General features: G+C 63.9%; 19 protein-coding genes. 5 read left to right on the top strand and 14 right to left on the bottom strand.

Annotated elements, in window-relative coordinates; all coding sequences use genetic code 11:
- Nucleotides 1-71 precede the first annotated feature (71 nt).
- Both moaA and ACNAOU_RS07930 read left to right on the top strand, forming a co-directional pair.
- Nucleotides 72-1,211 (top strand): GTP 3',8-cyclase MoaA, encoded by a 1,140-nt coding sequence (gene moaA, locus ACNAOU_RS07935; protein WP_422758389.1) that lies wholly within the window; start codon nt 72-74, stop codon nt 1,209-1,211.
- 4 nt (nt 1,212-1,215) lie between these two features.
- Nucleotides 1,216-1,482 carry a MoaD/ThiS family protein gene (locus ACNAOU_RS07930; protein ID WP_422758388.1) on the top strand — a complete coding sequence of 89 codons (267 nt, stop codon included), beginning with the start codon at nt 1,216-1,218 and terminating at the stop codon, nt 1,480-1,482.
- On the opposite strand, the gene ACNAOU_RS07925 is transcribed toward ACNAOU_RS07930, so the two are convergent.
- The 8 genes from ACNAOU_RS07925 to truB all read right to left on the bottom strand — a co-directional run bounded on the left by ACNAOU_RS07925 (nt 1,479) and on the right by truB (nt 9,229).
- Complete coding sequence (locus ACNAOU_RS07925) at nt 1,479-1,955, bottom strand: DUF1579 family protein (protein WP_422758667.1); 477 nt, start codon at nt 1,953-1,955, stop codon at nt 1,479-1,481. The two genes, ACNAOU_RS07930 and ACNAOU_RS07925, sit on opposite strands and share 4 nt — an antisense overlap.
- Nucleotides 1,956-2,056: 101 nt before the next feature.
- A complete protein-coding gene (locus ACNAOU_RS07920; RefSeq protein ID WP_018779052.1) occupies nt 2,057-3,400 on the bottom strand; it encodes a M16 family metallopeptidase in 1,344 nt (447 codons plus the stop codon).
- An 81-nt stretch (nt 3,401-3,481) separates the two neighbouring features.
- The gene (locus ACNAOU_RS07915; protein ID WP_018779051.1) at nt 3,482-5,734 is read right to left on the bottom strand and encodes a polyribonucleotide nucleotidyltransferase; all 2,253 of its coding nucleotides are present in this window, start codon (nt 5,732-5,734) and stop codon (nt 3,482-3,484) included.
- Between the two features lie 241 nt (nt 5,735-5,975).
- Nucleotides 5,976-6,245 carry a 30S ribosomal protein S15 gene (rpsO, locus tag ACNAOU_RS07910; RefSeq protein ID WP_018779050.1) on the bottom strand — a complete coding sequence of 90 codons (270 nt, stop codon included), beginning with the start codon at nt 6,243-6,245 and terminating at the stop codon, nt 5,976-5,978.
- A gap of 159 nt (nt 6,246-6,404) precedes the next feature.
- Complete coding sequence (locus ACNAOU_RS07905) at nt 6,405-7,388, bottom strand: bifunctional riboflavin kinase/FAD synthetase (protein WP_422758387.1); 984 nt, start codon at nt 7,386-7,388, stop codon at nt 6,405-6,407.
- Between the two features lie 88 nt (nt 7,389-7,476).
- Complete coding sequence (locus ACNAOU_RS07900; protein WP_018779048.1) at nt 7,477-7,911, bottom strand: hypothetical protein; 435 nt, start codon at nt 7,909-7,911, stop codon at nt 7,477-7,479.
- 20 nt (nt 7,912-7,931) lie between these two features.
- Nucleotides 7,932-8,285 (bottom strand): hypothetical protein, encoded by a 354-nt coding sequence (locus ACNAOU_RS07895; protein WP_018779047.1) that lies wholly within the window; start codon nt 8,283-8,285, stop codon nt 7,932-7,934.
- Between the two features lie 2 nt (nt 8,286-8,287).
- Nucleotides 8,288-9,229: a tRNA pseudouridine(55) synthase TruB gene (truB, locus tag ACNAOU_RS07890; protein ID WP_422758386.1), complete on the bottom strand. Its 942-nt coding sequence runs from the start codon at nt 9,227-9,229 to the stop codon at nt 8,288-8,290.
- Nucleotides 9,230-9,263: 34 nt separating this feature from the next.
- On the opposite strand from truB, the gene ACNAOU_RS07885 reads away from it, so the two are divergent.
- Entirely contained in the window at nt 9,264-10,418 is a 1,155-nt protein-coding gene (locus ACNAOU_RS07885; protein WP_413304177.1) for a pyridoxal phosphate-dependent aminotransferase, read from the top strand.
- A gap of 12 nt (nt 10,419-10,430) precedes the next feature.
- On the opposite strand, the gene ACNAOU_RS07880 is transcribed toward ACNAOU_RS07885, so the two are convergent.
- The 6 genes from ACNAOU_RS07880 to rimP all read right to left on the bottom strand — a co-directional run bounded on the left by ACNAOU_RS07880 (nt 10,431) and on the right by rimP (nt 16,706).
- Complete coding sequence (locus ACNAOU_RS07880; protein ID WP_422758385.1) at nt 10,431-10,913, bottom strand: nucleoside deaminase; 483 nt, start codon at nt 10,911-10,913, stop codon at nt 10,431-10,433.
- An 83-nt stretch (nt 10,914-10,996) separates the two neighbouring features.
- Nucleotides 10,997-11,500 carry a 30S ribosome-binding factor RbfA gene (rbfA, locus tag ACNAOU_RS07875; protein ID WP_018779043.1) on the bottom strand — a complete coding sequence of 168 codons (504 nt, stop codon included), beginning with the start codon at nt 11,498-11,500 and terminating at the stop codon, nt 10,997-10,999.
- A 78-nt stretch (nt 11,501-11,578) separates the two neighbouring features.
- Nucleotides 11,579-14,425 (bottom strand): translation initiation factor IF-2, encoded by a 2,847-nt coding sequence (infB, locus tag ACNAOU_RS07870; protein ID WP_055977936.1) that lies wholly within the window; start codon nt 14,423-14,425, stop codon nt 11,579-11,581.
- A gap of 152 nt (nt 14,426-14,577) precedes the next feature.
- Complete coding sequence (locus ACNAOU_RS07865; RefSeq protein WP_039240583.1) at nt 14,578-14,919, bottom strand: YlxR family protein; 342 nt, start codon at nt 14,917-14,919, stop codon at nt 14,578-14,580.
- A gap of 195 nt (nt 14,920-15,114) precedes the next feature.
- Nucleotides 15,115-16,095, bottom strand: a complete 981-nt coding sequence (gene nusA / locus ACNAOU_RS07860) for a transcription termination factor NusA (RefSeq protein ID WP_055977942.1) — start codon at nt 16,093-16,095, stop codon at nt 15,115-15,117.
- Nucleotides 16,095-16,706, bottom strand: coding sequence for a ribosome maturation factor RimP (gene rimP, locus ACNAOU_RS07855; protein WP_018779039.1), 612 nt, complete (start codon nt 16,704-16,706; stop codon nt 16,095-16,097). Before rimP ends, nusA begins: the two co-directional genes overlap by 1 nt.
- A gap of 105 nt (nt 16,707-16,811) precedes the next feature.
- Between rimP and ACNAOU_RS07850 the strand changes: the two genes are divergently transcribed.
- Together ACNAOU_RS07850 and ACNAOU_RS07845 are read left to right on the top strand one after the other, a co-directional pair.
- Nucleotides 16,812-17,936, top strand: a complete 1,125-nt coding sequence (locus tag ACNAOU_RS07850; protein WP_422758384.1) for a DUF4439 domain-containing protein — start codon at nt 16,812-16,814, stop codon at nt 17,934-17,936.
- Between the two features lie 78 nt (nt 17,937-18,014).
- Complete coding sequence (locus tag ACNAOU_RS07845) at nt 18,015-18,743, top strand: VIT1/CCC1 transporter family protein (RefSeq protein WP_018779037.1); 729 nt, start codon at nt 18,015-18,017, stop codon at nt 18,741-18,743.
- Nucleotides 18,744-18,751 lie beyond the last annotated feature (8 nt).

The raw sequence follows: 18,751 nt of genomic DNA, 5'->3' as shown, positions 1-18,751 counted from the left end.
TACGGATTCCGTAAGAACTGAAGACTGTAACGGGTATCACTGATCAGGGTGCGGTGGCGTAGCCTGAATTTATGAGTGTTCAGTTGGGCATGCCGATGCCCCCTTCCAGCAGTGCCGCAGGCAGCACGGAAAGCGGTGGGCAAACACCGCCGCCCCGCCCTGCCGGAACGCCTGCCGGTTTGTGGGATCAGTACGGTCGTCGGGCCACTGACATGCGTCTTTCCCTGACCGACAAATGCAATCTGCGGTGCACGTACTGCATGCCTGCCGAGGGCCTCGACTGGCTTTCCAAGCAAGCTGTCATGACCCGGGATGAGATCGTCAGGATAGTCCGCATCGGCGTCACCGCCCTGGGCGTTCGGGAACTTCGCCTCACCGGCGGCGAACCCCTGGTCCGCGCCGACCTCACAGACATTATTTCCGGCATCCGCGGCGAACATCCGGATCTTCCCATTTCCATGACCACCAACGGTGTGGGGTTGGACAAGAAAGCTGCTGCCCTGAAGGCTGCGGGCCTGAACCGGATCAACGTCTCCCTTGATTCCCTGCATGAGGAGACCTTCACCAAACTCACCCGTCGTCCGTTCCTGGACAGGGTCCTGGCCGGCGTGGACGCCGCGTGGGCGGCCGGCCTGGGTCCCGTCAAGCTCAACGCCGTGCTCATGCGTGGCATCAACGACGCCGAGTCCCCGGACCTCCTTGCCTGGGCATTGGGCCGCGGCTACGAACTCCGCTTCATCGAGCAGATGCCACTCGACGCCGACCACGGCTGGACCCGACGCAACATGATCACGGCCGCGGAGATCCGGGAGCTCCTGTCCCGGGACTTCGTGCTGTCCAGCGATCCCCGTGAAAGGGACGGCGCACCAGCAGAGCGGTTTGAAGTACGACGCCGGGACACGACTTCGGGGGATGCCTCCGGTCCCGTGCTGGGCACCGTTGGCATCATCGCCTCCGTCACCGAGCCGTTCTGCTCGGACTGCCGCCGCACGCGCATCACCGCAGAGGGCAAGATCATGAGCTGCCTGTTCTCCCGTGAAGAGTTCGACCTCCTGGGGCTGCTTCGCAGCGGGGCTACGGATACCGAGCTCGCCGGCCGTTGGCAGGACGCCATGTGGATCAAGCCCAAGGCCCATGGCATGGACCACACCGGTCTCGGCGCAGCGGACTTCGTCCAGCCGGACCGCAGCATGAGCGCAATCGGAGGCTGAAAACTTGTTGGTCCGTTACTTCGCTGCCGCGCGTGCGGCAGCCGGCGTCGAAGAAGAACTCCACGCCCTCCCGGAAGGCACGAGTCTGGAGGGGCTCCTGGAAGCCGCCCTCGCCGTCGAACGTCCGGCGCCTCCGGAAGGTACGCCGCCGCTGGCGAGGATAGTGGCACGCAGCAGTTTCCTCCGCAACGAAGTGGCCGTCCGGGACCACTCCGTGCCGCTGGGCACGGAAGACGTCATTGACGTGCTTCCGCCTTTCGCCGGAGGCTAAGCTCCCGGTTCAGGGCTCTTCCGGAACACGCTCTTCAACAGTGGGCTGAAACCGCTGTGTCCTTCCAGCCGCAAGTCAGCGGTGTGCACCAGGACGCCGTCTTCAACGCGGAAGGTGTGCCTGGCCACGCCGTCGGCCGTGCGCCTGTCCAGGGTCAGGACTCCCCCGCTCCAGGTTCCCCTCACGGGAGCGGCCGGGCCCTTGCCCATGCTGTCCACGTAGTACCACAGGGTGTCTCCGTGGTCGCGGTCGACAGTGAACATGCCATGCCCTTCGAAATGGGTGCCGTCGGGCTCACGGTGCCTGTAGCTCTGGACCACTGCGTGGCCGCCGGCGGCCTTGGAGAACACCACTTCGGACTCAGCCGTCCGTGCAGTCCCCCAGGGTGAAGAGGCAATCTCCGTAATGCCCCGCCAATGACCGATGAAATCCCGCAGAATATCCGCGGCATGAGCGGTTGCGGGCAGGTCCATCTCGTCTCCAAAGTCCACGGGGGCAGCATCACCTTGTGTGATCATGCTGCCCTGCCGATGCTGGCTGCGTCCAGAGACTTCGGACCCGGATGGGGTCCGCGTCAGAGACCGAAGGTTTCCGATTCCTCGAAGGGGCCAACCACGGTGATGGTGCGGGGAGCCCCGGCCAGTTCGCGGGCAAGGTCGCGGACCTCCTCCACGGTGACTGCCTGGATGCGGGCCAATGTCTCGTCGATGTCCTGGAATTCGCCGGACACCAGCTCTGCCCGGCCCAACCGGGACATCCTGGAGCCAGTATCCTCAAGCGCCAGAACAATCCCGCCGCTGAGCTGGCCCACAGCCTTCCGGAGTTCGTCCTCCGTAATGCCATCCTCAGCCAGCTTGTCCAGCTCCACACCCAGTAGTTCCACCACCTGGCGGACCTTGGAGGGCGTGCAACCGGCATACATCCCGAAGTACCCGGCGTCGGCGTAGGCGGCAGTGAACGAGTACGTCGAGTAGACCAAGCCGCGCTTTTCGCGGATCTCCTGGAACAATCGTGAGGACATGCCTCCACCGAGGACGGCGTTGAGAACACTCATGACAAAGCGCCGGTCATCGGTGGCAACGATCGTGGGGCAGCCCATGATGATGTTTGCCTGTTCCACGGGGCGCTTGACCACGTGCAGCCCTGACGTCCCTGTGATGACTGCCCTGCCGGTCCCCCGCCGGTTCACCGGAGCAGAGTCGGAATCAAGCTTCCAGCCGGCGGCGGTGAGGGCGTCGAGGACCAGCCCGCAGACGACGTCGTGGTCCAGTCCCCCTGCAGCGGTGATGACCAGTTCTTCGGGCCGGTAGTAGCGCTGGTAGTGCTCCCACACGGAATCGCGGGCCACGGCTTTGATGGCTTCGGGCGTTCCGCCGATGGGGCGCGCCAACGGGTGGTCACCCAGGACAGCGGCCACAAACTTCTCATGCGCCACATCCGTCGGGTCATCGCTGTCCATGGCGATTTCCTCGAGGATAACGTCGCGTTCCTGCTCCAGCTCCGCAGGGTCCAGGACCGCTCCGGTGATCATGTCCGCGATGACATCAATGGCCATGGGCAGATCGGTGTCCAGTACCCGGGCAAAGTAGCAGGTGCTTTCCTTTGCCGTTGCAGCATTGGACTCGCCGCCTACTTCATCAAACGCTGAGGCAATTTCCAATGCAGTGCGGCGTTTGGTGCCCTTGAAAAGGAGGTGCTCAAGGAAGTGTGTTGATCCGTGCTGGCCTTCTGCCTCATCACGGGAACCGACTGCCACCCAGAATCCAATAGTGGCCGATCGCTGGCCCGGCATCGCCTCGGTCAGGACGCGGACGCCCCCGGGAAGAACAGAACGCCGGACAACGGAACCGCCCTCGGCACCATGGATCAATTCGCCGCCAGGAAGTGTTTGCTCCAACGGCAAGGGTACGACAGTCATTAAAGCCTTTCAGGTTAAGGCCGGAAGGGCCGGTGGCGCTTTTTCAAGCCCACCGGCCCCGCCGGGTGTACTGCTTACAGACTACTCTGCGGAAGCTTCGGCGGCCTCGGCCGGAGCTTCCTCTGCGCTTGCGCCTTCTTCATCGGCAACAACCGGCGAGAGGGAGAGCTTTCCGCGGTCGTCGATCTTGGTGATCTCGACCTGGACCTTCTGGCCCACGGAAACGACGTCATCCACGTTGTCCACGCGCTTGCCGTTGGCCAGCTTGCGGAGCTCGGAGATGTGCAGCAGGCCGTCCTTGCCCGGGGTAAGGGAAACGAAGGCGCCGAAGGTGGTGGTCTTGACGACCGTACCCAGGTAGCGCTCACCGATTTCCGGTACCTGCGGGTTGGCGATGGCGTTGATGGCCGAACGTGCTGCATCTGCAGACGGACCGTTCGTAGCGCCGATGTAGACCGTGCCGTCATCTTCGATGGAGATGTCCGCGCCCGTGTCTTCCTGGATCTGGTTGATCATCTTGCCCTTGGGGCCGATGACCTCGCCGATCTTGTCCACGGGGATCTTCACGGCAATGACGCGCGGTGCGAACTCGGAGAGCTCGTCCGGGGTGTCGATCGCGGCGTTGATGACCTCGAGGATGTGGAGGCGGGCTTCGCGGGCCTGCTTCAGTGCTGCTGCGAGCACGGAGGCGGGGATGCCGTCCAGCTTGGTGTCCAGCTGGATGGCCGTGACGAACTCGGACGTACCGGCGACCTTGAAGTCCATGTCGCCGAAGGCGTCTTCGGCTCCAAGGATGTCGGTCAGGGCTGCGTAGCGGGTCTGGCCGTCGACCTGGTCGGAAACCAGGCCCATGGCGATACCGGCGACGGCTGCCTTCAGCGGAACACCGGCGTTGAGCATGGAAAGCGTCGAAGCGCAGACCGAACCCATGGAGGTTGAACCGTTGGACCCGAGAGCTTCGGATACCTGGCGGATGGCGTACGGGAATTCTTCACGGCTGGGCAGAACCGGAACCAAGGCGCGCTCGGCGAGGGCACCGTGGCCGATTTCGCGGCGCTTGGGGGAACCAACGCGGCCGGTCTCGCCGGTGGAGTACGGCGGGAAGTTGTAGTTGTGCATGTAGCGCTTGCGCGTTACCGGCGACAACGAGTCGATCTGCTGTTCCATCTTGAGCATGTTCAGCGTGGTGACACCCATGATCTGGGTCTCGCCGCGTTCGAAGATGGCAGAGCCGTGAACGCGGGGCAGAACCTCGACCTCGGCGGTCAGCTGGCGGATGTCCGTCAGGCCACGGCCATCGATACGGACCTGGTCCTTGAGGATGCGCTGGCGCACGACGTGCTTGGTGACCGAGCGGAATGCTGCGGACAGTTCCTTCTCACGGCCTTCGAAGTCACCGGCAAGGGCGCCAAGGACTTCGTCCTTGAGCTCGTCGGAAGCGTTGTCGCGCTCCTGCTTGTCTGCGATCTGGAAGACGGCAGCCAGCTTGTCAGCGGCAGCGGCTTCAACAGCGGCGTAAACGTCGTCCTGGTAATCAAGGAAGACCGGGAACTCGACCGTGGGCTTGGCAGCGCGGGCTGCCAGGTCGGCCTGTGCTTCGCAGAGTGCCTTGATGAACGGCTTGGCAGCCTCGAGGCCCTCGGAAACGACCTCTTCGGTGGGAGCGGTTGCGCCCTGTTCCTTGATGAGGTTCCAGGAGTTGTCCGTGGCTTCGGCTTCAACCATCATGATGGCGACGTCGTCACCGGCAATACGGCCGGCGACAACCATGTTGAAGACAGCGTTTTCGAGCTGGGAGTGCTTCGGGAAAGCAACCCACTGCGAACCCTGCTCGTCGGCGATGAGGGCAACGCGGACGCCGCCGATCGGGCCGGAGAACGGGAGGCCGGAAAGCTGGGTGGACATCGAGGACGCGTTGATGGCGACGACGTCGTACAGCTCATCAGGGTTGATCGCCAGGACGGTGACGACGATCTGGACCTCGTTGCGCAGGCCCTTGACGAACGCCGGGCGAAGCGGGCGGTCCATCAGGCGGCAAGCAAGGATGGCTTCCGTGGAGGGGCGGCCTTCGCGGCGGAAGAACGAACCCGGGATGCGGCCGGCAGCGTACATACGCTCTTCGACATCCACGGTCAGCGGGAAGAAGTCGAAACCTTCACGCGGCTGCTTGCCTGCGGTGGTTGCGGAGAGAAGTGCGGTGTCTTCGTCGATGTAGACCATCGAGGCGCCGGCTGCTTGCTTGGCAAGGCGGCCTGTTTCAAAGCGAATGACGCGCTTGCCAAAACGGCCGTTGTCGATGATGGCTTCGGAGAACTGGATTTCGGGACCCTCCATAGGGAGTCACCTCCGTTTCTGTTAGCGGAAGTCCACCGCATCAACCCAGGCCTCTTCTTTTTTCCTGGCCTGTACGACACCCGGTCATCGATCGAGATCCACGGGCGCCATCATCACAGATGGCCCTCCCGGGAATCACTACCGAGGACCGCGAATGCGCGATGCGGTTGATTCCTGTTTTTAGTTGTTGGTGAAGAAGGCGGCCCGTCCTGCAGAGGCGCGGGCCGCCCCTAAAGGCAGACTAGCGACGCAGGCCGAGACGCTCGATGAGCGAACGGTAGCGGGCAATGTCAGTGTTCTTCAGGTAGGAAAGCATGCGCTTACGACGACCAACCATGGCCAGCAGACCGCGCTGGGTGTGGAAGTCGTGCTTGTGCTCCTTCATGTGCTCAGTCAGATCCTTGATCCGCTGGGTCAGGACTGCAACCTGGACCTCGGGCGAACCGGTGTCGCCTTCAGAGGTTGCGAATTCCTTGATGATGGACTGCTTTACAGCGGCTTCAAGTGCCACGTGAACTCCTAGAGTTGTGCCGTGCTTCCCGATGCAGCGCCTCGCTGACGGGTTGCCTTGCATGCGTTGCCGCACACAAAAACAGGTCCAGCTGCCACGGACTGCGGCCGGATCCACTCATCAGTTTACCGGCAGGTCAGCAGTGTTGTCGAAACACCCTTAGCTGGGGGCGAGCAACTCGCGCGCCTGGGCAACGTCAAGGCACATCTGTTCCACCAGGGCTTCGGGTCCGCGGTAGGCAACCATCCCCCGCAAGCGCCGCGTGAATTCGACCGCCACGGTCTGGCCGTAAAGGTCGAAGTCCTCCACATTTTCCTCCGGGCGGTCGATGACGTGCGCTTCGACCTGACGGCTGACGCCATCAAAGGTGGGGTTGGAACCGACGGAAATGGCGGCAGGCCAACGCGTCCCCGACTGGTCGATCAGCCACCCCGCGTAGATGCCGTCGGCGGGGATGTAGCCGGTTGAATCGGGGGAAAGATTTGCTGTGGGGAATCCGAGATCGCGGCCGCGGGCAGCGCCGTGGACAACTTCCCCGCGCATCCGGTGGGGCCTGCCCAGCACGGCGGCGGCAGTGACCACATCGCCTTCGGACAAGGCCTCCCTTACCCAGGTGGAGGAACAGCGGCGGTCCGCGTCGCCGTCGTGATGCAGCGGAAAACCGCCTGCGCCGTATTCGTTGACCACCTGCACGCCGAAGCCCAGCTGTTCGCCCAATTCCTGCATGGTCACGACGTCACCGACGTTCCCGGCACCGAACCGCAGATCGTGGCCGACAACAACGTGCGCCGCATGGAGTCCGTCGATCAGGACATCACGAACAAATTCGATGGGTGACATCGCAGCAAGGTCCAGGGTGTACTTCATGACCAGGACGGCATCGACACCGGTATCGCCCAGCGCTTCCAGTTTGTCCTGGAGGCCCATGATCAGTTCAGGCGCTGCATCCGGCCGGTGTACCTGTGCAGGATGGGGATCGAAGGTCACGGCGACGGAGGGAATGCTGTACCGCTTTGAGGTGTCCGTCAGTTGCGAGAGGACATGCTGGTGGCCCCGATGTACCCCGTCAAAATTTCCGATGGTGACAACGGTAGGTCCGAAGTCCTTGGGGACCTCGGTGGGATCGTTCCAGATGTGGACCATCAACCTCGCCTTTTACTGCAGATGTTCGTTCCGCCCGACAACCTCCCGGCGCCGGAACATTCTAAGGTTACCCGCATGGGCCGGCGGCTCAGGACGGACGGCGCTTGTTGAGCCAAAGGAGCCCAAGGATCGGCAGCAGCAGGGGCACGAAGCCATATCCCCGGCCAAACAGTGACCATACGGTGTCATGCGGGAAAGCCACAGGATCGAAGAGGCTGATCGCCCCAACCACCAGCACGCCAACGAGTTCCGTGAGCACGGCCGCCAGTGACACCTTGAACCAGGTGCGGCCTGGCTTGGCCAGTGAAACCGTCGCCACGATATAGACGACGGCGGCGAACGCCGAAAGGATGTGCGCCAACGGAGCTTCTGCGAACTTGGTGGCGATCTGGTAGCCGGCGCGGGCTGTGGCAGACAGGGCGAACACCGCGTACACCGCGATCAGCAGTCGCCCCGGACCTGTGTTCCGGGTGTCTTTTTGCTTCGGCTGCTGGCCGGTGGAGTTGGTCTCGGTTCCAGTCACTTTGTGTTCTTCCTTCAAGGTCAGTACCAGATCTGGTTCATGCGGGCACCCATGACAAGTACCGTCACACCTACGGCTGCGAGGACGAAATTGCTCCAGCGGGTTCGTTCAAGGATTGCCCAGTAAACGGCGCCCAGCGGGATGATCAGCGCGGTGATGAGGTAACCCCAGAACTCCCACGGCTCCCCGGCAATCTGTTCACCCATGGCGACGCGGACGATCGAGCCCACCAGGTACACCAGCAGCACCACTTCGACGGCCAGCACGGAGTAGATCGTGGGATCGTTCGGGGCTTTCTTCATCAAGCCGGCCACCAGGCACATGATGGTGGAGACCAAACCGACGATCAGGAGTGCGTAAAAGTATCCGTCCATGCCTACTGCGCCTGCCCCGCTCCCGCGCCTGTTCCCGCGCCTGTTCCCGGGGCAAAGACCAGGACCGGCTTGGCGAAAGTTCCGGTATCGGCGAGCAAAGCGACCAACTCTCCCGACGGCGCGAACGCTGCGGCGGGCTTCTCGGCCGTGGCAGCATCCGGGGTGCCTGCACCCGGGCCGGCAGCAATGCGGCGGCCGAATGAGATCTCCGTGGTTTCGTCGTCGCTCAGTTCCCGGTTGGGCATGAGGGCACGTGCGGCCAGTGACATGTCGAGGACCTCGAGTTCTTCCGCCAGCTCCTCCAGCGTCCTGGCCTGCTCGATCGAGTACGGTCCCACCTGGGTACGACGCAGGGCCGTGAGGTGTCCGCCGACGCCCAGGGCGTTGCCGAGGTCGCGGGCCAAGGCCCTGATGTACGTGCCGGAAGAACATTCCACGGTGACGTCGACGTCGACTACCCTGACGCCGTCGACCCTGGTGACCGCGTGGATGTCGAAGCGGTGGATGGTAACCGGGCGGGCAGCGAGTTTGACCTCTTCCCCCGAGCGGACCCGGGCGTAAGAGCGCTCACCGTTCACTTTGATGGCGCTGACGCTGCTGGGCACCTGCTGGATGGGGCCCGTCAGGGCCGCTACTCCGGCTGCAATGGCGTCGTCGGTGACGGCAGCAGCGCTGCGGGCCTCGGTGACGTCACCCTCGGCGTCATCGGTAATGGTGGTTTCACCGAGCCTGATGGTGGCTGTGTAGGTTTTGGACGTGCCCACGATGTAGGTCAGGAGCCGGGTGGCTTTGTTGATGCCAAGCACCAGTACCCCCGTGGCCATGGGATCTAGCGTCCCGGCATGCCCCACTTTCCGGGTGCCGGCCAGCCGCCGCATCCGGCCAACCACATCATGGCTGGTCCATCCCTGCGGTTTGTCAACGATTACCAGTCCAGAAAGCACGCTTACCAGTATATGGGTGGCTAGGATGGCTCCCATGCCTGAGCTTGCCGCGCACGTCCGCGACGTCCCCGTGAACCAGATCCGTGAAATCACAGAAGCCGCCTGGGCCACCCCCGGAGCGATCGTCCTCAGCATCGGCGAGCCGGGCTTTGCCCTGCCGCGCCACGTCCTGGATGCCGGCATTGCGTGCCTGGACAGGGATGAGACCAACTACACACCCAATGCCGGCTTCCCGGCCCTCCGTGAAGCCTTCGCTGCCCGGTTCCGAGCCCAGCAAGGCGTGAACATCGGCGCGGAACGGGTTTATGTTGTGGATGGCGCCCAGCAGGGACTGCATTTCGCCATGAGCCTCCTCCTCTCCCCCGGCGACGAAATCCTCATCCCCAACCCCGGGTACCCCACGTTTGCCATGACAAGCCGCCTCCTGCATGCCGTCCCGGTGCAGTATCCCCTGTATCCGCACAACGACTTCCAGCCGCACATCGAGGACATCGAAGCGCTGGTTACCCCGCGGACCAGGGTGCTGATGCTGAACTCGCCATCCAATCCGCTTGGCGCCGTCATCAGTGAGGAAACAACCCGGGAACTGGTGGCGTTGGCAGTCAAGCACGATCTCTGGATCATCTCTGATGAATGCTACGAAGCCTTCACCTTCGACGTCCCGCATGTCAGTCCGGCCCGCTTCGACAGCGCCGTTCCCGGGGAGGCCCGGGTCTTCACGTCCCTGACGCTTTCGAAGACGTACGGCTTGACCGGGCTCCGGATCGGGGCGCTGGTCTGCCCGCCGGGTCTGGAGCAGAAGATGAACAACGTCATGGAATCGATCGTGTCGTGCGTTGCGTCGCCGTCGCAGTACGCAGCCCTGGCTGCCTTGACGGGCCCGCAGGACTACGTTGCCACCGCCCGCGAGCACTACCGGAGCAACCGCGACGCGGCCTCGGCCGTGCTCGGGTCGAAGAACATTCCGTTCCTTGGCGCGCAAGGCGCCTTCTACTTATGGGCTGACGTTTCGCACGTCAGCGACGGGGATGTCCGAACCTGGGTGCGCAAATTCCTTGCGGACTCCGGCGTGTCGTTCGCCCCAGGGACGGCGTTTGGATCCATCGGCGAGGGATGGATCCGGATTGCGCTCTGCGGCGGCCAGGAAGCACTGCTCGACGGCGTCAATCGCCTTCCAGCCCGGGGCTAGTACCGGCGCGTACTAGTACGAGGTGCGCCGCACGTGGTTCCGCCAGGCGTCGAAGGGTTGCTCGGACGCGAGGAGGACGGTTTGTTCGACGGGGAGAAGTTCGGGCCGTGAGCCGCTGAAATATTCATAGAACACAGCATCGTCAAAACCGGCGCGCGCGGCTCCATGCCTGTCAGCGGCGAAGTAGACCCGCCCTATCCTGGCCCAGAGCGTAGCCGACAGGCAGAGCGGACAAGGCTCGCAGCTGGCGTAGAGAACCGACCCTGAAAGATCGAACTTCCCGATCGCTGCTGCGGCCCGGCGGATCGCCACTACTTCCGCATGGGCCGTGGGATCGTGGTCCCTCGTGACACGGTTGACTCCTTCATGGGCCTCCCCGTCCGGGGTGACCACGACGGCGCCGAACGGTCCGCCGCCGTCGGCAACGTTCTGTACGGCCAGCTCTATGGCCCGGTTCAGGTATTCATCACGCTGGTGAGCACTGTGCGCCGACATGCTCTGATCCTAACGAGTTTGAGTACAGCTCATGCCCCTAAAACGCAGTCTTAGGGGCATGAGCTGTACAAAAACTTGGGGTACTAGCGGTTGGCGTCTTCGTCGAGCTCGTTGTCGCCGGAGAGGTCGGTGTTCTCTTCGTCGAAGTCGTCCTCGTCGATATCCTCCGGGGCGTCGCCCTTGTACGGGTCTGCTTCGCCGGCGTGCTTGGCGCTGGCAGCCAGTGCGGCTACCTCGGCGTCGCGACGCTTGGCTTCACGCAGCAGTTCCTCGAGGTTCGAGGCGTTGACCGGGATCTGGTCCGCCACGAATTCGAGGGTCGGAGTGAGCCTCACTGTGATATTGCGGCCAACTTCCTGGCGCAGCACACCCTTTGCCTTCTCCAAAGCCCGCGCGGCATCAGCGTGCGCGACTTCATCGCCAAAGACGGTGTAGTAGATGGTGGCGTGCTGAAGGTCGTTGGTGACGCGGGCGTCGGTGACCGTGATGGACTCGACGCGCGGATCCTTGACCCGGCGCCCGAGGGCCTCGGCGACGACCACCTTGATCCGCTGTGCCAGCTTGGCAGCGCGTGCGGGATCAGCCATGACTTCCTCCTGGAAAGTAGAAACGGGGAACGGAACGGGTCCGCCGGGGCTACCCGACGGACCCGTTCCATGCGGAACCTAGACGCGCGGCTTCTCGCGCATTTCGAAGGTCTCGATGATGTCGCCTTCGCTGATGTCATTGAAGGAACCAAGACCGATACCACACTCGAAGTCCGTACGGACTTCAGTGGCGTCATCCTTGAAGCGCTTGAGCGTCTCAACGGTGAGGTTGTCACCGATGATCTTGCCGTCGCGGGTGACACGGGCCTTCGAGTTACGGCGGATGATGCCCGAGCGGACGATCGAACCTGCGATGTTGCCGAACTTGGAAGAACGGAAGACTTCGCGGACCTCGGCAGTACCGAGCTGGACTTCTTCGTACTCCGGCTTGAGCATGCCCTTGAGAGCCATCTCAATGTCATCGATTGCTGCGTAGATGACGGAGTAGAAGCGCATGTCCACGCCTTCACGGTCAGCCAGTTCAGCCACACGCTCGGCGGGCTTGACGTTGAAGCCGATGATGATGGCGTTGTCCACTGTTGCCAGGTTGACGTCGTTCTGCGTGATGGCACCCACACCGCGGTGGATGACACGGAGCTGAACGTCGTCGTCTCCAACGTCGATCTTGAGCAAGGCGTCCTCGAGGGCTTCCACGGCACCGGATACGTCACCCTTGAGGATGAGGTTGAGGGTGTCGATCTTGCCTTCGGCAACGGCCTGGTCGAAGTCTTCCAGGCTGATGCGCTTGCGACGCTTGGCCAGGGCCGCGTTTCGGTCGGCAGCTTCACGCTTCTCAGCGATCTGGCGGGCCGTACGCTCGTCAGGGGTCACCAGGAAGGTGTCACCTGCACGCGGCACGTTGGACAGACCCAGGACCTGGACGGGGCGGGACGGCAGTGCGACATCGAGTGCCTCACCGTTCTCGTCGAACATGGCACGGACACGGCCGTGGGCCGTACCGGCAACGATCGTGTCGCCGACAGCCAAGGTGCCGGACTGGACCAGGACGGTAGCAACAGCACCGCGGCCCTTGTCCAGGTTCGCTTCGATGGCAATGCCTCGAGCGTCCTTGTCCGGGTTGGCACGCAGGTCCAGGGCGGCATCGGCCGTCAGCAGGACTGCGTCGATCAGTTCGTCGATGTTGAGGTTCTGGCGTGCGGAGACCTCAACGAACATGGTGTCGCCACCGTATTCTTCGGGAACCAGGCCGTACTCGGTCAGCTGGCCCTTGACCTTGTCAGGGTTGGCGCCTTCCTTGTCGATCTTGTTCACTGCGACGACGATCGGCACGTTTGCTGCCTGTGCGTGGTTGAGCGCTTCCACCGTCTGCGGCATAACGCCGTCGTCGGCTGCAACAACCAGGATCGCGATGTCGGTGACCTTGGCACCACGGGCACGCATGGCCGTGAAGGCCTCGTGACCGGGGGTGTCAATGAAGGTGATGTCGCGGGCAGTGCCCTCGTGGACGTGGCTGATCTGGTAGGCACCGATGTGCTGGGTGATGCCACCGTGCTCGCCGGCCACAACGTTGGAGTTGCGGATGGCGTCCAACAGACGGGTCTTACCGTGGTCAACGTGACCCATGACCGTAACAACCGGTGCGCGGGGCTCAAGGACGTCGTCGCCTTCGGCGTCGAGTTCGTCCTGGATGTTGATGTCGAACTGGTCCAGAAGCTCACGCTCTTCGTCTTCCGGCGAAACAACCTGGAGCTTGTAGCCAAGTTCGGCGCCAAGCAAGCCAAAGGTGTCCTCGTCGAGGGACTGCGTAGCCGTAGCCATCTCACCAAGGTGGAACAGCACGGTTACCAGCGATGCGGGGTTCGCGTCGATCTTCTCGGCGAAGTCCGTGATGGACGAACCACGACGCAGGCGGATGATGGTCTCACCGTCACCGCGGGGTACTGATACGCCGCCCAGCGACGGAGCACTCATCTGCTCCAGTTCCTGGCGCTTTGCACGCTTCGACTTGCGCTGCTTGCCACGACCGGCGCCGCCCTTGCCGAAGGCACCCTGGGTGCCACCGCGACCGCGGCCACCCTTGCCGAAGCCACCGCCGGCGGGAGCTCCGCCGCCAGTGCCCGAACCTGGAGCGCCACCGGGACGACCCGGTCCGCCACCCGGACGACCAGCGCCACCGGGACGGCCTGCGCCACCCGGAGCCGGACGCTCAGTGCGGTTGGGCATCATGCCCGGAGTCGGACGGTTTCCGCCACCGGGGCCGCCGGCAGGACGCGGAGCGCCCGGACGGGGTGCGCCGGGACGCGGAGCACCCGGACGGGGTCCACCGGTACCTGCTGCGGGACGGGGACCGCCTGCACCGGCTGCGGGACGCGGGCCACCGGGGCGTTCGCCGTCATTGCGGCGTTCACCGCGGGGCATGCCCTGCGACGGTGCAAACGGATTGTTGCCCGGACGCGGCGGACGATCGCCATCGCCACCACGGCCGCGGGGCATGCCCTGCGACGTGGCAAACGGGTTGTTGCCGGGACGGGGACCGCCCGGACGGGGAGCCTGGCCGCCTTGGCGTGCCGGAGCCGGAGTCTCTGCCTTGGGAGCAGGACGGGCACCGGGCTTTGCCGAAACCGGGGTGGATGCGGCGGGAGCAGCGGGGGCTGCCGGAGCCGGAGCTGCCGGAGCGGGAGCTGCGGGTGCCGGGGCCGGAGCCTTCGGCGCTGCAGGGCCCGGAGCCGGGGCAGCCGGACGGGATGCTGCTGCTGGACGGGTTGCCGCCGGAGCGGCAGCGGGAGCGGCGGACTTTGCAGCGCCGGCACCCGGGTAGGCGTCGCGAAGCTTCTTCACGACGGGGGCCTCAATGGTGGAAGAGGCGGAGCGAACGAATTCGCCCAATTCCTGCAGTTTGGTTACTGCATCTTTGGAAGTAATACCGAGCTCTTTGGCGAGCTCATGTACGCGGACCTTGGCCACATTTCTCCTGTCTCGGTCCGCACCGAGCCAGGCACGAACCGTCTACTTCTTACTGCGGGCCTTCGCCGCTTGCGCGATTGAAAGGCCCATTGCAGAGCGCAACAAAGTTGTCATCGTTACGCACTCATCGCTGGGAACTCATCGGGTTTCCATCAGTTTTCTGACCCGCTTTCAGGTTTGGACGGTTTTCCTGCGGCTGCCGGGGCCTCCACAAGTGGCGTACCCGGCATCAGGTAGCGTTCGACGGCGTCCGTTTCGGTAGCGCCCGCAAGGGCCCTTCCGAAAGCGCGACGCTTGATCGCCAATGCCAGGCACTTTTCGTTGGGGTGCAGCCACGCACCCCTGCCGGCCATCCGGCGTCGAACATCGACGAGGACAGCGGATGAACCGCTGCCTTGGGCGACCAGCCGGACAAGCTCGGACCGGGAGCCTTGCTTCCGGCATCCGATGCACGTGCGAACAGGCCCCTGGCCGTGTTCAAGCAGTTCAGCCACGACGTGTCCAACCTGCCTTACGTTACTGGCGCCGGCGGCCCCGGTCCTGCAGATGCAGCTGAGGCACGCCAAAGCGCGCGGATACCGGACGTAAGCCCGGTTCCATCTAGTCTAGCCCCCCGGCCCCTGACTCCTGAAACCAGGAGCGCCGGGAGGGCGGCGCGAAACCGGCGGCCGATGCCGCCGGTTCTGCCGCTATTCGGATTTCGCCGGGGCTGCGTCCGAAACGATATCGATCCGCCATCCAGTCAGCTTGGCTGCGAGCCGGGCGTTCTGGCCTTCTTTGCCGATCGCCAGCGAAAGCTGGTAGTCCGGCACGACCACGCGGGCCGACCGGGTCGCCTCGTCGGTGATTGTGACCGAATTCACCCGCGACGGCGACAGCGAGTTCGCGATGAACGTTGCCGGGTCGTCGCTGAAGTCCACGATGTCGATCTTCTCGTCGTTCAGCTCAGTCATGACCGCGCGGACGCGGGAGCCCATTTCACCGATGCAGGCACCCTTGGCGTTGACGCCCGGGATGTTCGCTTTCACTGCGATTTTGGTGCGGTGGCCGGCCTCACGGGCCAGCGCCACGATCTCGACGGAGTGGTCCGCGATCTCCGGAACTTCCATTTCGAAGAGCTTGCGGACCAGGCCGGGATGCGACCGGGAAAGGGTGATGGAGGGACCCTTGGCGCCGCGGTGGACGTCCACGACGAAGGCACGCAGGCGGCTTCCGTGCAGGTACTTTTCACCGGGAACCTGTTCGGGCGGGGGAAGCAGGGCTTCCACGGTTCCGAGGTTGACCTGGATCATGTGGGGGTTGTTGCCCTGCTGGATCATTCCGGCAACGAGCTCACCCTCACGGCCCTTGAATTCGCCCAGCACGTTGTCGTCCTCAACGTCACGGAGGCGCTGCAGGATGATCTGGCGCGCAGTGCTTGCTGCGATGCGTCCGAAGCCGGCCGGGGTGTCTTCGAACTCGCCGATGGGCTCGCCGTCGTCGTCAATCTCGGTGGCCCAGATGGTCACGTGTCCGCTCTTGCGGTCCAGCTCGGCGCGGGCCTTCTCAAAGGCGCCGGGGGTCTTGTGGTACGCCACCAACAAGGCCTGCTCGATGGTCGGAATCAGGAGATCCAGCGGGATTTCACGCTCACGCTCCAGGAGTCTCAGTGCGCTCATGTCAATATCCATTAGGCCTCCTCGGAAGGTCCGTTGTGCTCGTCTTCCAGCGCAGCCTCGTGGAGGTGGCTGAATTCAATCTCGACTTTTCCATGGCGGATCCTGTCGAAAGGAATAGTGATGGGGTCGCCCTGCTTGGGCTTCATGCCCTTCTTGACTTCGTGCTCGGGAATGATCGTCACGTCGTTGTCACCGACGGAGGTGATTCGTCCCAGCAGGTTGTCTCCCTGGATGACGTTGACCCGCACCATTCGGCCACGGGCGCGGTGCCAGTGGCGGGGTTCGGTCAGGGGGCGTCCCACTCCCGGCGAGGAAACCTCGAGGTCGTAGGGACGTCCGTCATCATGGGGATCGTTGTCCAGAATATCCGACAGGCCCCGGGAAACCTCCGCAATGGCGTCAAGGCTGACACCGCCGGTTTCTTCCTGGGGAAGGTCCACGACGACGTGGACAGTGCGGTGTTTTCCGGCAACGTGGATGGAAACATCCTCGAGGTAGAGCCTGCTGGCGAGGACAGCCGGTTCGAGCAGCGCCTTGAGCCTGCTCTCTTCCGGGTTGTGGATGGTGGCCGTTGAGTTCGATTCAGAACGGTCTGTTGAAGTCGTGGCTTCCGAGTCACTCACGTTGCCCGCCGCCTCCCGATAGATGTTGTTGTGACTACTAGCCTAACGATTATCCCGGGAACATGGTGCACGGAGTTGCCTGCCCGCGTGACACCATGGTGTGTTGTGAACGGGCAAACAAGCGAAAAACGACGAACACCAGCATGGGGCAGGGTTCTGCTGGTTGCCGTGGTGGCTTTGCTGGTGGCTGGCACCGGGATGGTGCTGATTCCGCGCGATTCCGGGACTCCTCCGCCCGTTTCGTTCTCCGAAGCTGCCCGCACTGATGCCGCGAAAGAGGCCGCGGCTTTGCTCGAAGCAGCCCAAGCCCTCGCGGAAGCCGAGGGGAAGGACGCCAAAAACCCGGGCCTTGGCGGTCTTGTGACATTGCTGACAACCCACGCGCGGGCACTGATGGTTCCGGAAGATGCTAACGGCGCAGCTGCCACCCATCCCACTCCCCAGGCCACACCAGCTACGAAAACCGCATCAGTCGCACCGGCAACACGCGCTTCCCTGGTTGAAGAGCTCGCTCTGAGCGGCCGGAAACGCCTTGCGGCTGCACGGGAAGCCGACGGCGGGATTGCCCGCCTGCTGGCCTCCGTCGGCACCGCCCAACTGCTCCACGCTGAGACACTTGCTGCCCAGTGGCAATTACCGTCGCCCGTGGAGCCGCCGGCGGACAGCAAGACACTGCTTGCTTCGACGGTTCCGGCGGCGACGCCAACCGCGGCATCCTGTCCCTCAGTCAGCCCCACACCGGAGCCCTCGTCGGCAACTACCGATGCTGCGCTTGCTGCGGCAGTCCGTTCACAACAAGAAGCGGTGTACGCCTACCAGGTCGCCCTGAAAAGGCTGGAGAACAGTGCCGGCACCGCTGCGGCAAGGGGTTTGGAAGTGCACGTCCTTTTGCTTCGGCAGGCAGAAGCGCTGACCCGTGCCAATTGCGGGGACGTCCCAGCCACAACGGCCGGCTATCAGCTTCCGGAGCTGTTTGCGCAGGATCCCGCTACGGCCCTCGCCGCCTTGGAAACGTCGTCATTGCCGGGCTTCGGGGACTTGGTGGCGTTGTCCACCGGTGAGACCCGCGGGTGGGCCGTGGACGGCCTTCTGGCGGCGGCCCGCAGGAGCGTCGCCTGGGGTGCCTCCCTTCCCGCACTGCCTGGACTCAAGCTCGACGCCGATACCTTGCCGTCCCTGCCCACTCCGGGCGCTGTTTCCTCCCGCGCCCAGGCATCCACCGGCGGATAAGCGACCGCACGGGCGCGGGGTGGATAGGCGAGCCTAGCCATGCTGGCCAACGTCGTCGCCGGGTGCTTGGCTAGGAACATGGCTTCAACGGAAACTGCCACCACCCATGAGAATGAACCGCACCGGGACGATCTGGCCCACCGGCTGAACTGGTTGCGGGCCGGGGTGCTGGGCGCCAATGACGGAATCGTGTCGGTCGCCGCGATCGTGGTGGGCGTGGCGGGTGCCACCACCAACACGGGCAGCATCCTGGCTGCCGGAACAGCGGGTTTGGTGGGTGGTGCAATCTCCATGGCCCTGGGCGAGTACGTTTCCGTCAGCAGCCAGAGCGACACCCAAAAGGCCCTGATCGAGAAGGAACGCCGGGAACTCGCCGAGCAACCCGAAGACGAACTTAACGAGCTCGCCGCGATCTACGAGTCCAAGGGGCTGAGCGCCAAGACGGCCAGGACTGTCGCCGAAGAACTGACCGAGCACGATGCTTTGGCTGCCCACCTGTCCGCCGAGCTGAACATTCACGAAGACGACATCGTGAGCCCATGGAATGCCGCTTTGGCCTCCGCTGTGGCGTTCACCTTGGGGGCAGTGCTCCCGATGCTGGCAATCCTCCTTCCGCCCGCGGAGATGCGCGTACCGCTGACGTTCGTTGCGGTGCTTGTGGCCTTGGCCATCACAGGAGCAATTGGGGCCTGGATCGGCGGGGCTTCCCGTGTCCGGGCTGCGGTCCGCGTAGTGCTGGGTGGAGCGCTCGCACTGGCCGCTACGTTCTCCATCGGAACGCTCTTGGGCGCCAGCGGCGTTTTCTAGGGGCCGTC

Source organism: Paenarthrobacter sp. C1 (genome assembly GCF_049315185.1).
GTDB lineage: Bacteria > Actinomycetota > Actinomycetes > Actinomycetales > Micrococcaceae > Arthrobacter > Arthrobacter nicotinovorans.
Note: the sequence above shows the minus strand (reverse complement) of the source record. Positions and strands in the feature narration are given on the sequence as shown.

Excerpts from the sequence above, each read along its gene's own strand:
- ACNAOU_RS07920 (WP_018779052.1), bottom strand. The coding sequence starts at position 3,400 with ATGACTGTCGTACCCTTGCCGTTGGAGCAAACACTTCCTGGCGGCGAA.
- ACNAOU_RS07885 (WP_413304177.1), top strand. The coding sequence starts at position 9,264 with ATGCCTGAGCTTGCCGCGCACGTCCGCGACGTCCCCGTGAACCAGATC.
- ACNAOU_RS07905 (WP_422758387.1), bottom strand. The coding sequence starts at position 7,388 with ATGGTCCACATCTGGAACGATCCCACCGAGGTCCCCAAGGACTTCGGA.
- ACNAOU_RS07845 (WP_018779037.1), top strand. The coding sequence starts at position 18,015 with ATGGCTTCAACGGAAACTGCCACCACCCATGAGAATGAACCGCACCGG.
- nusA (WP_055977942.1), bottom strand. The coding sequence starts at position 16,095 with ATGGATATTGACATGAGCGCACTGAGACTCCTGGAGCGTGAGCGTGAA.
- ACNAOU_RS07915 (WP_018779051.1), bottom strand. The coding sequence starts at position 5,734 with ATGGAGGGTCCCGAAATCCAGTTCTCCGAAGCCATCATCGACAACGGC.
- ACNAOU_RS07880 (WP_422758385.1), bottom strand. The coding sequence starts at position 10,913 with ATGTCGGCGCACAGTGCTCACCAGCGTGATGAATACCTGAACCGGGCC.
- ACNAOU_RS07925 (WP_422758667.1), bottom strand. The coding sequence starts at position 1,955 with ATGGACCTGCCCGCAACCGCTCATGCCGCGGATATTCTGCGGGATTTC.
- rbfA (WP_018779043.1), bottom strand. The coding sequence starts at position 11,500 with ATGGCTGATCCCGCACGCGCTGCCAAGCTGGCACAGCGGATCAAGGTG.
- ACNAOU_RS07895 (WP_018779047.1), bottom strand. The coding sequence starts at position 8,285 with ATGGACGGATACTTTTACGCACTCCTGATCGTCGGTTTGGTCTCCACC.
- moaA (WP_422758389.1), top strand. The coding sequence starts at position 72 with ATGAGTGTTCAGTTGGGCATGCCGATGCCCCCTTCCAGCAGTGCCGCA.